At 60.4% G+C, this 15,152-nt stretch carries 10 protein-coding genes and 1 pseudogene; 1 reads left to right on the forward strand and 10 read right to left on the reverse strand.

The features are described from left to right. Positions 1 to 56: 56 nt before the first annotated feature. The 5 genes from QZM15_RS26055 to QZM15_RS26075 all read right to left on the reverse strand — a co-directional run bounded on the left by QZM15_RS26055 (position 57) and on the right by QZM15_RS26075 (position 7,169). A complete protein-coding gene (locus QZM15_RS26055) occupies positions 57 to 521 on the reverse strand; it encodes a hypothetical protein (RefSeq protein ID WP_302107526.1) in 465 nt (154 codons plus the stop codon). Positions 522 to 770: 249 nt separating this feature from the next. Beyond that, positions 771 to 1,136, reverse strand: a complete 366-nt coding sequence (locus tag QZM15_RS26060) for a hypothetical protein (protein WP_302107527.1) — start codon at positions 1,134 to 1,136, stop codon at positions 771 to 773. Between the two features lie 809 nt (positions 1,137 to 1,945). Continuing rightward, entirely contained in the window at positions 1,946 to 2,536 is a 591-nt protein-coding gene (locus QZM15_RS26065) for a hypothetical protein (protein ID WP_302107528.1), read from the reverse strand. A gap of 11 nt (positions 2,537 to 2,547) precedes the next feature. After that, positions 2,548 to 4,812, reverse strand: a complete 2,265-nt coding sequence (locus QZM15_RS26070; protein WP_302107529.1) for a peptidase M23 — start codon at positions 4,810 to 4,812, stop codon at positions 2,548 to 2,550. Positions 4,813 to 4,817: 5 nt separating this feature from the next. Then, complete coding sequence (locus QZM15_RS26075; protein WP_302107530.1) at positions 4,818 to 7,169, reverse strand: type VI secretion system Vgr family protein; 2,352 nt, start codon at positions 7,167 to 7,169, stop codon at positions 4,818 to 4,820. Between the two features lie 379 nt (positions 7,170 to 7,548). Here QZM15_RS26075 and QZM15_RS26080 point away from each other — a divergent pair. Continuing rightward, positions 7,549 to 7,848, forward strand: a pseudogene (locus tag QZM15_RS26080) (galactosyl transferase GMA12/MNN10 domain protein); the annotation flags it as partial. A gap of 139 nt (positions 7,849 to 7,987) precedes the next feature. On the opposite strand, the gene QZM15_RS26085 reads toward QZM15_RS26080, so the two are convergent. The 5 genes from QZM15_RS26085 to QZM15_RS26105 form a co-directional block, all read right to left on the reverse strand. After that, positions 7,988 to 10,102, reverse strand: a complete 2,115-nt coding sequence (locus QZM15_RS26085; protein WP_302107531.1) for a phosphocholine-specific phospholipase C — start codon at positions 10,100 to 10,102, stop codon at positions 7,988 to 7,990. Positions 10,103 to 10,144: 42 nt separating this feature from the next. After that, positions 10,145 to 10,348, reverse strand: a complete 204-nt coding sequence (locus tag QZM15_RS26090) for a hypothetical protein (RefSeq protein ID WP_011694854.1) — start codon at positions 10,346 to 10,348, stop codon at positions 10,145 to 10,147. A 326-nt stretch (positions 10,349 to 10,674) separates the two neighbouring features. Next, positions 10,675 to 12,675 carry an acetyl/propionyl/methylcrotonyl-CoA carboxylase subunit alpha gene (locus tag QZM15_RS26095; RefSeq protein ID WP_302107532.1) on the reverse strand — a complete coding sequence of 667 codons (2,001 nt, stop codon included), beginning with the start codon at positions 12,673 to 12,675 and terminating at the stop codon, positions 10,675 to 10,677. 36 nt (positions 12,676 to 12,711) lie between these two features. Beyond that, complete coding sequence (locus QZM15_RS26100; protein WP_059575479.1) at positions 12,712 to 13,497, reverse strand: enoyl-CoA hydratase/isomerase family protein; 786 nt, start codon at positions 13,495 to 13,497, stop codon at positions 12,712 to 12,714. Between the two features lie 18 nt (positions 13,498 to 13,515). Beyond that, positions 13,516 to 15,123: a carboxyl transferase domain-containing protein gene (locus QZM15_RS26105; RefSeq protein ID WP_302107533.1), complete on the reverse strand. Its 1,608-nt coding sequence runs from the start codon at positions 15,121 to 15,123 to the stop codon at positions 13,516 to 13,518. Positions 15,124 to 15,152: the final 29 nt, after the last annotated feature.

Raw genomic sequence — 15,152 nt, forward strand, 5'->3', positions numbered from 1 at the left:
TTCATCTTTTTTATTGACGATCCATTATTCCCATTGCCGCTAAATTAAGCCATTTATCACCTCTCAACCGACAACCTAGTAATACACCTTTTAGGAACATTTCTACTCCAATAAGTGCTAACCAAATAACGCCTCTTTTCACCCATCCTAAGGTTAGCAAATTCATCCCCGCATGAAGGAAACCTCTCCACAAACTCATTAGACGATGGGGAAGACGTGAAAACCCTATCGACTTCATACGTCCCCATTCCATCGTCCGCATGCGACACCCAAAAGCCGAGCCGCCCGCTAAAATCATAATTACCGATTTTTATACTAAGTGGCTTTTCTGAATCGATAAATATTTCCCCCTGCTTAACCCCGCTCTTTCCAGATAAGCTCCAAAACAAATTTTGCCCCTTAATTCTCACTAGGGCCATGATCCCCGGAGATGGAGCAAAGGTCCTTAAAACATCATCAGCCCACGCGAAAAATGATGTCGAGAACATCACTACAGCCAGCAAAGTCCTGATAATCTTCATTGATCACTCCGGCTTAAGCATGTTTACCAACACCGCTTTTTGAGGCGAGGCGGATTAGCTAACACCACCCCATCAACATCAACTCCATCGCCCAAGACGCGCGTTCTAAATACTGAGTACGGCTGCCTCTCGCCGCATCCACTTTCACCACCATTAACGAGCCGATTCATAAAATCTACGTTCTAAGCTGAAACATCTTCAATATCCACTCAAAAAAAACTTGCACTCACTTTCGACTCGCACGAGATGTCAAAAAAATCGAAATGATGAGAATAGATAATTGAAAGCGCGCGCCCTCTCCCTACCGACCTTCAACGTCCGGTCTCCGTAGTACAAACGAAAAACAGTCGAACGTGCACCATTACCAGCAATGAAAACCCATTGTTGCTTTTGATATTCAACAATGGCTCCCGTCGGTTTTATTGCCGGGTAGCTTATGATATAGAGGTCACCACCTGACAACTGAACATGTTCCTTCGAGACCGCCCTAAATAGGCCGTTTTGAGCCGCTCCGTCTACCGACTCAACTTGCGCCAGACGATCCCCCACCGGAATCGCCTCGACAGTCAGGGCAAAATCTGTCAAAGCGCGCCAGTCGTCGGGCATGTGCGGCATAGGCCCAGTTCGTTTAAGCCGAAGCTTCCCCGTATATAGAAACGGTATGTAGCACTCATCTTTCCCTAATGCGATGGTGTGCCCAACGTCGACATACTCAAGGCCATTGGGGATCGCAAACGACAAATGACAATCATCCCTCAAGACCCTCTCCGGTTCCTTGCCACTCGCCGAACACACAAAGACCATAAAGCACAAAATACTCACCCCCCGCAAAATGAATCGCCTCATGATTCCTCACATTACCGGCTTGTAGCCTACATTCGGCACCACCTCCCAACCACCCACCTACCTACCCAAGCAAATTAATTTTTCTCACATTTTTGCATTTCAAATCCTGGAACATACGTCACATCAAACGAATGTGTCCTCTCTTTCTCGACATCCATCACCTCAACTCCAAATCGAATATTAATAACGATAAATTTTCGATCGTCACTAAATTCGGCATCATATACTCCGCCCCCCATAAATCCCTCCCCTACAGCACGAACACCCCTCCCAATCAAATATATAGAAGGGTATAAAACTTAGGAAATCGACGATCCATCGCAAACGGAAGCCCAAATATAATCAACACGTAATCGTCGAGACTAAATACTCCGCCATCGATAGAGTGATCGATTTTCATCGCCCCAACGTGCCTCCCACCCCTCAAAACAGCCATTTCTTGGGGCCGCTGATTTTCGCCACATAACTTTTCCATCGCAAGACGTTTCTATTCCGGCCTTCGCACCACCATGGAAAATAACCAAAACCAAGTGAAGTGCAATTTTTCTCACAAGCCGCCTCGAAATTCGCATCCATGGTTATTTATCGATTTTTATGGATTTAATGATCTCATTAATCACCCTCACCTTACCCATTGCCTTTTCACTAAGCCTCCCGCCCGGAGCGGGTGGCTTCTCAATGATGGCAGAGACGAAAATTACCGGAGGTGTATTGGATTTCTTAGATGAAATCAATGCTGCTTCGTAACAAATCGCGGGGCGCTTTTCTGCAGTGTCAGAAATATCGCAGAGCGTGTTGTCAGCCTCATAAACGATAAAATCTCCAATTTCTTCCTTTCTTGTTTCATAGAAACCACCGTAGCTCCCTTCTACATATACAAGAGCATCATCAGGCAATGAGGAAATTCGATTTTTACCTTCCGAAGGAAGCTCTCCGTATTTAATGAATCCATTGTCTTGGAAAATTTTGTCGGACGTTTTGTCGTATAGACATATGGTAGCTATCGTTTCCAGCCGATTAACATCTACGCATACGGAACCGGAACCATCCGGATTGGCTCGCTTGTTTTCGTATGCAGGCAAATGAATTTTTGTTTCGTTATCAAATGTAAAATTTTTCGCATATAAAGGCGACGCGAATCCAAGCAAGACAGTTGCGATGAGAGACATGACGAAATTTCTCATACCAGATCCATTAATATTCTTGAAATGCGTTGAGTGTGATTGATACGATCTTCCAGCCCGTTTGGCTTGCTCGTCTTTTTGTTTATCCCGTTGATAGCGCGAGACACGACGAAAATCGATTGAGCAGAGACATCCATCTCCTGGATCGATGAATTAATCGTAATGAACTTATTGCTTGCGGCACCTGCCGTCCAATACCACCCGCCTGCATCAATACAGTTAAATGGATCGATGCTAATTTGTTGGGGAGCGGCAATAATTGGCCGGATGCGTGTTTTGTCTACCAACCATTTTATGTCGAAGGACGATGAATCTAGCCAGCCGCGGTACACCCAGTAGCTGGCATAGTTCACTCGCCCGGTAAGTTGCTTCATACCCCGTCCACGGAATTTGATCCCATCACCAGCGTCGGTATTTCCAAGATCAGCTCGCCCTTCAAGATAGTCGAAATAGCGATCATCTTTATTTTTGTAAAAATCACTTGCTTCAGGTTGCAGACTCGCCGAAAAATTGGTGCTGGACGCCTCCATCATGCGAGCCAGCATGAACGACTCCACTGCCCCTTGACCAAGAAAATGCGTCATCCTCGTTGGCGTATTTACCAAATACTTTCGCATTCCATGATTGAGCGGTACCCGATACTGTTCTCTCTTAGCGTATGGGTCCGGTGTTTCTCGACGGTTGTAGAGCTTATCTGGGTAGATACATGACAGTTCGTATGACGATAGCCAATGACACCGCCTAAAATGCCGAATAAACGCAAGCGGATGAAAAAACCACAGCTTCTGCCCTGCCGGAAGCCCCGTCTTGTTCCAAAACTGAACTTCCTTCAGATACTTCATGAAATCGTTGTAGCCCTTGTCGTTACCATGGTAGTAGCCACCTTCGTCGAGCAATCTCGCATAGCGTTCTTCGTTGTTTGTACTATCCCATTCACTCGGCGCATTGCAGACAAGTCCGCACAACTGCTGCCGTACCCGCGCGTTATCTTTTACATAGGCCGAGAGCGCCCTCGTCTTATGAGCTTCCGGCGTTTCCCCTTCCACCATTGGTACTTCGTGCGGGGCAGCATCGTTCAGTACTTTCTTCAGCGCGTCCACATCGCACAGTCCGTCGCTGTCGAACGGCGTATTGCCCTCACTGATTTTCTGCCAGCCCATATAGGACAGGAAATCCGCGTCGGAGAACTTATGGATATTCGAGTTATTGATATCAATGTAGCCCGCCTTGTCTGTCGTCCAGTTGACCGGCATCCACGTCACGCATGCATCGGCAGCCAACGTTTTGTCCGTGGACAGGATGCGGCCAAAGCGAAGCAGCTCGTAACCGTCGCTCGGGCATGACGAATAAAGCGCCGCAGCACGCTTGTACAGATCGTATTCGTAGTCCTTTTCCTCGACAGGCTGCGGCGTAAGCAGCGTGCGGGTGCCGTCTTGCGCAACACTCCACACATTGGTGTATTTCGAGCCGAGGCTAAAGTAGGTCTCGACAAGCAACGGCAAGGTATTCGAGCCCTCGTGACCCGGCTTGAACTCGATGCCGTGTAATTTGTTGCGGGCATCGACCTTCGCTGGCAGACGGCGAAACTCGCTGCCTGCCGGAATGACGAAATACGCATGCCCCCACCAGTCCGTTTCGGCAGGAGCGGGAGGAGTAGGCGTGCTGTTACCCAGTTGCGTGCACCCAAAATAGGCGTCGAAGTCCTCAGGCAACATGAAAATCTCAAAGTGCAGATGGGGCATCCCCTCATACTTCCCGTGCCATCCCAGTATGTCCTTGCGTTTGACACTCAGACTAACTTTCGGATCTTCTTTCCCGGATTTCGCCGGCGTCACCTGCCCCTTGCTCACCGGCCCAGTCGGCATGCGCAGGAACTCGGGCATCTTTTTGGCGTTCGCGCTGTGCTGCCCGTATTCCGCCAGCGGCATCAGATGCATGTAGAGCGAATAGAAAGTCAGCGTGCGGCCTTCACCGGTTTCGGTCGTATGCTTGAGCAGCACAAAGCCCGTATGGCTCTTACCGTCGTCAACCGCATGCTGACAGACCCGGTAGGCAACAACTTCGCCGTCTGCAATCGCGTACACCTCGCCCTTGGTATCGGGTTGAAGATGCACACCGCAATGCCAGCGCCGATCAAAGGCGATCGGATAAATGCCATGAGCACATTCGAACTTGTCTACCGCATCCATCATCGGATCGGGGTTCGTCCCGGTTGGGGCCGCGAGACCTGCGTCGGGCAAAAACGGCGGGCTGATAATCATGATCGTTACCGTGTGTGGCTGTATTTGGCGCTGGGCTGGTAGTCGCTCACCGGCAGTTGCGGCAGATTGACGGACGTATTGCCGGGCCCCTCGAACGTGAATGAAGCCGCTCTGATGCGGAATTCGCCAGGGCAGTTGAAAACAACGCTGCCGTTCTCGATGGTCATTGACGCGCCACCGCTTGCCACCATCGCCCTTGTCTTGGCACTCACGAGCACGTTCGCGCCGGCGCTCGACACATGCAATTGCCGGTCGGAAAAAAGATCCATGGGCGCGCCTTGTGCCTGCAACTCGATTTTCCCTTTCGAGAAGATCTTGATGCCAAACTTGTGCGCGCACAGCGAGATCAGGTCCCCCGCCACCATGCGCAGTCGCTTGACGATGCTCACGTCCATATCCCGGCCTGCGGTGACAATCACGTTCTCGCCCGCCGAGTGCTGCGTCGATTTCGCTGTCACGAACGCCATGCCGCCAGGTGCACTCGCAAGCAGCCCCGCGTCGCGAAGCTGATTCAGGCCATCGAGCAGCGCCGCTTGCGCCGCACGGTCCGCAGGGTCGGCCTTGGCCTGCGTCGTCGCTGCCGCAAGGTCCGTTACGCGCTGCAATGCTGCCTTCAGCTGCGCAATCGCGGCAGGCATATCGAGATGCGGCGTCTCGGAGCCGGCTGCCGCGTCCGCCGACAAAAACAACCCCTTCGGCGCGCGCACCGCGCCCCAGTGCTGCGTGGTCAGTTCGAAGCCCTCGCCGCGCTTGTGCTTCTCCGTGTCGACCAGATAGCCCATGTTGAGCGACGACTTCCCGAACACCGTCGCCAACCGAACGCCCTCGTGATTTTTCAGGTCTTCGAAGCGCAGCTTGTTGCCAAGCAACGGTGAACGGAACACGGCACGGCTATACCAGCCCTCCTTGCCATGCACCAGATCCCGCCGGGCGTAGTCATGAACCGCCCCGGCAATCAGCAACCGATCGCAATTGCCTTGCGTCGGGACAATGCGCACCTCCGTTCTTGGCAATAAGGGGATGTGCAAGCCACCCTGATACGACGCGGACGCGCGCAGCAGCCGCAACGGCATGCTGTTCGTGCCGCGCTTGCCGCTGTGCCGGGTGAACAGGAGCCTGACGCGATAGCGGCCATATTCGTCCATCCATGCGTACGGTTCGTCATCGCCGGACTCGACCACACCGATCAGCATCCCGGTGATCCATCGCCAATGCCTTTCAGGAACGTATTCGGGCCGATAGGTCTGATGCGCCGGGATTGCTTCGAGGGTATTGATCACCGACTGGCTGCGGCTACCGGTCGTAACGAGCTTCGTGATCACGATCCCGTGCGGCGCCTCGGGCACTACGTCATTGGTTATCCGCACCACCATGCCGGGCGTCATACCGATCACGTTACTCGTGCCCGCGAGCCGCATCTGCCGCGTGCGCAGTTCGTCACGCCGCGCATCGGCCAGCGCCTGCCCCTCTTCGATCGAATGGAAATGCTCGATGCCGCGGTTCACGCTCCCATAGACCGATCGATCGTCGTCGGCCACGACCGATTCGACCTGCAACGGATCGTCGGGGATGCGATAGTTGTGGTCCCATTCGCGTACCGTCTGCGGCACCAGCGCGCGCGTGGCTTCCAACGTCAGAATCGCCTCGTGCCAACTCGTCAGGCCGGAGTGCGGCAGCAACGGCACTTCGAGCGCCCGCACATAGCCTCGCGCCGTATTGCCGAACACCAACGTGTCGCGTTGGGGGCCGTCCTCTTTCTTCGCCTGTTTGAAGTAGTAGTAGACGCCCGCGCGGCGGCAATGCCGATCGATAAAGTTCGCGACCGTCTCTTCGTACATCACGGTTTGTTCGAACTTCCCGTCAAGCCCTTCCAGCTCGAACTCGACGTCGAAGGACTGGAACAGACTGCGATCGACGATCACGTCGGTGAGCAACTCGCGCAAGGATCGGTCGAGAAACACGGCCGAGTCGTGCACCGATTCGAGCAGCGCGAACCGCGGCTTCAAATGAAGCTGATAGGTTGCCTCGTCACGCGTGGTCTTGATTCGCGTCCACTGCGTGACGACGCCGTGCACTGTGCGAGCGGTGTGGCGCACGGGGTCGATCAATCCCGGCAGGGACGGCACCGATGCATGCTCGTCGATCGTGAAGATCGCCGGCCACCCGACGGTGGCCGCGCCGTCGATATGCTTGTCTGGAGACGTGACCGTGATGTCGGCCAGAAACGGCGTGTTCATCGCCTCGGTGAGCGTGAATTCGAACACGGAGAGCGCGGAAGCAAGCGTCGCGATCTCGAGATGAAGAGACTGGGTAACGATCGCGCTCGGGTGTTGGAGCACGTCCTGAATGGTTCGCATGGCCACCGTTGCATGACGGGTTACATACATCGGCACGCCCCATTCGCTACAACCTCAGGGATACGATGCCGTCGAATTTTCCCGAGTTAAGCAAATTTTCATAATGAAATCCATGAGACAAATACGAAATTTGAAAATCAAATCAACGACAAGAAAATTAGGTTTACGAATCGTTAAAATCTCGCAATTTTCCGTCAAGAATGCAATATCAGAATATTCCGAGAGATATCCATGCGATGATTTTTATTTCAATGGAATTACTGGAAAATTAGCGAGCACCGAAAGTTGGGGGCTGGTACCTGCTGCAAAGCAACACGTCCAACATCACGCAGCACCGGTTCGTACAATCCGTCACCCCTAATCGCTCTGCCGGTATGTCGTCGACAGGCTGCTCGAAGGATCTGACTGGCTGCTCGCGCAAGATATCGGCCGGCGGGCGTTCAACTCGGGCGTGATCACGTTCCGGCGCACCGAACGTAACGATGCGATGCCGCGCGACATGATGACCACGATCGCCGCACGGCAGGGCAGGTCGAGCGTCTATGCCAGCGATGGCAACCCACTGCATTTCATGCGTACGATGGAGCGCGACGGGCAGTTGCACGGCGAAGGCGTGGCCGATCTCGTCAGCCTCGACACGCCCAGGCTGTTTCGCCGTGCGGACAGCTACATCGAGCATGACCAACGGATGTGGCCCGCCACGCGCGCGGACGATGGCGCACGACGGCGAACCGCCGCACTGAAGCCGCCGCTTCGGAATCGGAACCGCAAACTCCCGCGCCGGGTGGATTCAACCGGCCGGCGCGCGTCGGTTACCGTCAGATCGCCGCGATCGTCGGCGCCACGGCGGCCGGGTCGGTGATGCTCGGCTTACCGGTCTCGACGTGCCCCGCGATGCGGCGCACCCAGCCGGCATTGCCCGCCACCGCGAACTGCAGGTCGTACCAGTGGCTGCTGCATGACAGGTCCCAGTGCGCTTCGACGCGCTGCCCGGCCGGAACCGTCAGCGTGCGCGCCGCGCCGCCGTACGCGACATCGGTCGCCGTGACCGTGAGCGGGCTGGCGCCCGCATTGGCGATCGTCACGTAAACGTCGCCGTTCGCGGTGTCATAGCACGGCGTGATTTCAGGCTTGGCAGCGGCATCCGCGGCAGCCGAACCCGCGAAACGCCGGAAATAGCCGTTCGGCCCCCACACGCTCACCAGGTAGTTGCCGTTCGCATCGAGCGCCCACGTATCGGTCAGTTGCTTGCCCGCTTCGACCGTATAGCGGCGCGGCATCGCGGACAGGTCGCCCGTGTAGACCCAGAAGTGCGCGCCCTGCGTGCCGGTATTCGCGAACGTCAGCGCGTAGCCTTGCGGCTGCAACCGGCCGGTGACATGCAATTCGTACGGCAGCGCGCGCGCCGGCCGCGTGCCCGGTTCCTGCGCGGTCACGACCTGCTGCGCGGTGCTGGCCGGCGCGGTCTGCGACGACGCGCGCGAGCATTGCAGATCCGCCTGCGCGACATACGCCTGCGTGTTCGGCAGGGCCGGCACCGTCGCATCCGATTTCGAGAAGTCGAGCGCCGACGTCAGGTCGCCGCAGATCGCGCGGCGCCACGGCGAGATGTTCGTTTCCATCACGCCGAAGCGCTTCTCGATGAATTGCAGCACCGACGTGTGATCGAACACCTGCGAGCAGACGAAGCCGCCCTTCGACCACGGCGACACGACGAACATCGGCACGCGCGGGCCGAGGCCGTACGGCAGGTTGTCGGCCGTATAGGTGCCGGCTTGCGTGGCGGTCACGACGTCGTGCCGCTCGAGCGACACGTCCACCGTGCTCATGCCCGAGCCCGGCAGCGTCGGCGCAGACGGCGGCACGACATGATCGAAGAAGCCGTCGTTCTCGTCGTACATGACGAGCAGGACCGTCTTGCTCCACACGTCCGGGTTGGACGTCAGCGCATCGAGGATCGTCGAAAGATAGTACGCGCCGTACAGCGGCGTGAACTTCGGATGCTCGGAATACGCGGCGGGCGGCAGCAGCCACGACACCTGCGGCAGCGCATTCGCCTGCACGTCGGCCTTCAGTTGCGTGATCGGACGCGTGCTCATCCCGCGCGTCTGCAGCGACGAACCGGCCGGCGCGTTCACGAAGTTGCTGAAGCACGCGAGCATGTTCGTGCCGTAGTTGCCGGTGAAATTGTCGAACCCGGTGCCCTGCTGGTAGATCTGCCACGAGATGCCGGCTTTTTCGAGCCGTTCCGGGTAGGTCGTCCAGTTGAAGGGCGGCAGTTGGACCTTGTCGAACTGATTGTCGATATAGTCGGTGTTGTCGAGCAGCGGGCCGCCGCCCGTGCCGAGCGGATCGACCATGCCCGTCATCAGGTACATGCGGTTCGGGTGCGTGTTGCCGGGAATCGAGCAGAAGTAGTTGTCGCACACCGTGAACGCATCCGCGAGCGCGTAATGGAACGGGATGTCGTCGCGAACGTGATAGCCCATCGTCATGTTCGACTTCTGCACGGCCCACTGGTCCGCGCGGCCGTTGTCGATCGCACCGTGCGTCGTCGCCCACGTGTGCGGGAGGCCGCCGATACATTGCGCGTTGACGCCCGGGTTGGTCGTGTCGTAGCGAAACGGCGCGATCACGCTCGACTTGTCTTCCTGACGCGGCTGGAACCACACCGGCTTGCCGTTCGGCAGCGTGACCGGGAAGCGGTCGTTGTAGCCGCGCACGCCGCTCAGGTGACCGAGGTAGTGGTCGAACGAGCGGTTCTCCTGCATGAACACGACGATGTGCTGCACATCCTGGATCGTGCCCGTCACGGTGTTCGGCTCGATCGCCAGCGCCTTGCGGATCGATTCCGGCAGCAGTGCGGTGGCGGCGGTCGCGCCGGCGAGGCCGGCCGAGAACTTCAGAAAGTCGCGTCGTGAATGAGTGGCCATGCTGATTGCTCTTGATGGGATTTCTGGTGGAAACGGCCGGTATCAGGAAGCAGGCGACGAAGCAGGCGCGGTGAAACCCGGCGGGCACCGCATCTGCGCGGTGGCGACCACGGCGCCGCCGCACGCGGCCTTCTGCTGCGCGACGGGCGCGGCGGGTGCGGTCAGGTCGTCGTTGCAGGCGCCGAGGACGGCGGTCAGCGCGATCAGACCGACGACCGCGAAAGGCCGTAGGGCCGACGTTCGCATAACGGTTCTCCGTGGGGATGATGACGTGACGCGGCGCGAACCCGCGCCGGTCATATCGACGCCGAGATGCTATGTTCGACTTGTTACACGATGGTGTCGAGTGGCGGGAAGATCGAGGTGCGCGCAGCGGACGGCACCCGATGGTGTGGGAGGAGCAGCGAAGGTCGTAAGGCGTTCGAAAGACTGGCGCGAATCACGCGTCCTGCTTCATGTGTCGGCGCTATCGAAGCCGCGCAGTCCAGACGACGGGCGTACGGCGAACCGCAACGCATTTTTTGCGGGCCGGCCGCGACGGCAACCGGCCCGCGCACAAGGCCAAGGCCGGTTCAGCCTTCCGTCATCATCAGCAACTGCGCGCCGTCGGCGACCTGGTCGCCGACGCCGTACAGCACTTCCGCGACGACGCCTGCGCTCGGCGCGCCGATCGTGTGTTCCATCTTCATCGCTTCCATCACGATCAGCGGCGTGCCGGCTTCGACCTTCTGGCCCGGCTCGACGAGCACCGCGATCACCTTGCCGGGCATCGGCGCGGTCAGGCGGCCGCCGCCGTGCTCCGCGTCGCCCGCATGCGCAAGCAGGTTGCGCCATTCGAACGTCTCGGCCGCGCCCTGCGTGAACACGTGGAACGTGTCGCCGTCCGCATACACGCGGCCGCTGCTGCGCACGCCGCCGAGCGTCACGTCGAAATCGAGCGGCGTGGCGCCGCGCGTCCACGCGAACGGTTGCGCGGCCGCGTCGCCGATCGCGATGCACGTGCCGGCGCCGTCGTCCTCGCAGGTCACCGTCACGTCCGCTTCGCGATCGGTCGCATGCCATTCGAGCGTGCGGCGATAGCCGCCGTTCAGCCGCCAGTTCGACAGCACGCGCCATGGCGACGCCCCCTCTTGCGCGGCCGCATCCCGTTCGCGTGCGAGCAACGCCGCGCAAGCCAGCGCGAGCGCCGCACCCGGCGGTTGTTGCGGTGCGAACAGCGCATCGTGGTTGCGCTCGATCAGGCCCGTATCGAGCTCGGCCGTCGCGAACGGCGTGCACGCGACGATCCGCTGCAGGAACGCGGCGTTCGTATGCAGGCCGACCACTTCGCACGCACGCAGTGCACGCAGCATCAGGCCCAGCGCTTCCGTGCGGTCCGCGCCGTGCACGATCAGCTTCGCGATCATCGGATCGTAGAACGGCGTGATCGCATCGCCTTCGCGCACGCCACTGTCGACGCGCACCGCCGCGCCGATGGCGAACTCGACGCCGGCCGGCAACCGCAGATGCTTCAGCGTGCCCGTCGACGGCAGGAAGCCGCGCGCGGGATTCTCCGCGTACAGGCGCGCCTCGAGTGCATGGCCGTTCACGCGCAGTTCTTCCTGCTTCAACGGCAGCGGCTCGCCCGCCGCGACGCGCAGTTGCCATTCGACGAGGTCGAGCCCCGTGACCATCTCGGTCACCGGATGCTCGACCTGCAGGCGCGTATTCATTTCCATGAAGTAGAACGATTCGCCCGTCATGATGAATTCGACGGTACCGGCGCCGACATAGCCGACCGCGCGCGCGGCCGCGACGGCCGCTTCGCCCATCGCCTGGCGCACGTCCGGATGCAGGCCCGGCGCCGGCGCCTCCTCGAGCACCTTCTGGTGGCGGCGCTGCACCGAGCAATCGCGGTCGAACAGGTACACGGTATTGCCGAGCGTGTCGCCGAACACCTGCACCTCGACGTGGCGCGGGCGCGTCAGGTATTTCTCGATCAGCACGCGGTCGTTGCCGAAGCTGCTCGCGGCCTCGCGCTGGCACGACGCAAGCGCCGCCGGGAAATCGTCGGAGCGCTCGACCACGCGCATCCCCTTGCCGCCGCCGCCCGCGCTCGCCTTCAGCAGCACCGGATAGCCGATCGCGTCGGCTTCGCGATGCAGGCTGGCCGCGTCCTGGTCGTCGCCGTGATAGCCGGGCACGAGCGGCACGGCGGCCGCGTGCATCAGTGCCTTCGCGGCGGCCTTCGACCCCATCGCCGCGATCGCGTCGACCGGCGGCCCGATGAACACGATGCCGGCCGCTTCGCATGCGTGCGCGAAATCTTCGTTCTCCGACAGAAAGCCGTAGCCGGGGTGAATCGCCTGCGCGCCGGTCGCGCGCGCGGCTTCGATGATGCGCTCGACGCGCAGGTAGCTGTCTGCCGCGGCCGAGCCGCCGATATGCACGGCCTCGTCGCACGCGGCCACGTGTTTCGCGTTCGCATCCGCGTCGGAATAGACGGCGACGCTCGCGATCCCGAGACGTTTGCACGTCGCGGCGACGCGGCACGCGATTTCGCCGCGGTTGGCGATCAGAATCTTGTCGAACATGGCTTCGATGTCGTCCGGAAGGTTGGGGTCACGCGATCATTCACGCCACGACGGCGCACGCTTGTCGAGGAAGGACGCGATTCCTTCGCGCGCTTCCGCGCCGGCGCGGGTCTTCGCGATCCAGTCGGCGGTCTGCTCGATCAGCATCGCGTCGAGCGGCCGGCCGGCCACGTCGGCGACGAGCCGCTTGCACGCCTTCACCGCGTCGGGGCCGTTCGCGACGAGCGTCGCGGCCAGCTTCGCGACCGTTTCGTCGAGCGCGTCGGCCGGCACCGCGTCGTGAATGAAGCCGAGCGACGCCGCGCGCGCGCTGTCGAACACTTCAGCCGTCGTGAAGTAGCGGCGCGCCGCGCGCTCGCCCATCGCACGCACGACGTACGGCGCGATCGTCGCCGGAATCAGCCCGAGCCGCGCTTCCGACAGGCAGAACTTCACGCCGTCGGCGGCGATCGCGATGTCGGCCGCGGCGACGAGGCCCACGCCGCCCGCATACGCGTCGCCGTGCACGCGCGCGATCACCGGCTTGCCGCAGCGATAGATCGCTTCGAGCATCCGCGCGAGCTTGCGCGCATCGGCGCGGTTCTCGTCGTCCGAGTAACCGGCCATCTTCTTCATCCAGTTCAGGTCCGCGCCCGCGCAGAATGCGGCGCCTTCCGCGGCGAGCACGATCGCGCGCACGCCTTCGTGCGCATCGAGCCATTCGAACGCGGTGGTCAGCTCGGCGATCGTCGTCTCGTTGAACGCGTTGCGCACGTCGGGACGCGCGAGCGTGACGGTCGCCACGCGGCCGGCCTCGCTTACCTTGATCGTTTCGTATCGCATCGGTCTGCCTCCCGGGCGTTACATGCGGAACACGCCGAAGCGCGTGTCGTCGATCGGCGCGTTCATCGACGCAGCGAGGCCGAGCCCGAGCACGTCGCGCGTCTGCGCGGGATCGATCACGCCGTCGTCCCACAGCCGTGCGCTCGCGTAGTACGGATGCCCCTGGCGCTCGTACTGGTCGCGGATCGGCTGCTTGAATGCTTCCTCTTCTTCCGGCGACCATGCGCCGCCCTTCGCCTCGATGCCGTCGCGGCGCACGGTCGCGAGCACCGACGCCGCCTGTTCGCCGCCCATCACCGAGATGCGCGCGTTCGGCCACATCCACAGGAAACGCGGGCCGAACGCGCGGCCGCACATCCCGTAGTTGCCGGCGCCGAACGAGCCGCCGATGATCACCGTGAATTTCGGCACCTTCGCGTTCGACACGGCCGTCACCATCTTCGCGCCATGCCGCGCGATGCCTTCGTTCTCGTACTTGCGCCCGACCATGAAGCCCGTGATGTTCTGCAGGAACACGAGCGGGATCTTGCGCTGGCAGCACAGCTCGATGAAATGCGCGCCCTTCACGGCCGATTCGGAAAACAGGATGCCGTTGTTCGCGACGATTCCGACCGGATGGCCCCAGATGTGCGCGAAGCCGGTGACGAGCGTCGTGCCGTAGCGCGCCTTGAATTCGTCGAACTCCGAATCGTCGACGATGCGCGCGATCACCTCGCGCACGTCGAACGGCTTGCGCGTATCGGCCGGGATCACGCCGTACAGGCTCTTCGCGTCGTAGCGCGGCGGCTTCGGCTCGCGAAGCTGAACCGGCGACGCGATCTTCGGCGCGAGGTGACCGACGATGGTGCGTGCGATCGACAGCGCATGCGCGTCGTTCTGCGCGAGATGGTCGGCCACGCCCGACAGGCGCGTATGCACGTCGCCGCCGCCGAGATCCTCGGCGCTCACTTCCTCGCCGGTCGCGGCTTTCACGAGCGGCGGCCCGCCGAGAAAGATCGTGCCCTGGTCCTTCACGATGATCGACTCGTCGCTCATTGCCGGCACGTAGGCGCCGCCGGCCGTGCACGAGCCCATCACGACGGCGATCTGCGCGATCCCCGCGGCCGACATCGTCGCCTGGTTGTAGAAGATGCGGCCGAAGTGGTCGCGATCGGGAAACACGTCGTCCTGGTTCGGCAGGTTCGCGCCGCCCGAATCGACGAGGTACACGCACGGCAGCCGGTTTTCCGCGGCGATCTCCTGCGCGCGCACGTGCTTCTTCACGGTGATCGGATAGTAGGTGCCGCCCTTGACCGTCGCGTCGTTGCACACGATCACGCATTCGCGGCCGGCGATGCGGCCAATCCCGGTGATGACGCCCGCGCCCGGCGCGTCGTCGTTGTACATGCCGTTCGCCGCGAGCTGCGAGAACTCGAGGAACGGCGCGCCCGGATCGAGCAGTTGCGCGATGCGATCGCGCGGCAGCAGCTTGCCGCGCGACAGGTGCTTGTCGCGCGCGGCCTGGCCGCCGCCCTGCGCGAGCTGTTCGATCTTCGCGCGCAGGTCGGCGACGAGCGCCTCGAGCGCCGCGGCATTCGCGCGGAAGTCTTCCGAACGCGGGTTCGGTTTCGATTCGATGATCGGCATCGACGGGGCTCCGTTCGCGTGACGTGGGG

It is taken from the genome of Burkholderia sp. AU44665 (assembly GCF_030504405.1).
GTDB lineage: Bacteria > Pseudomonadota > Gammaproteobacteria > Burkholderiales > Burkholderiaceae > Burkholderia > Burkholderia semiarida.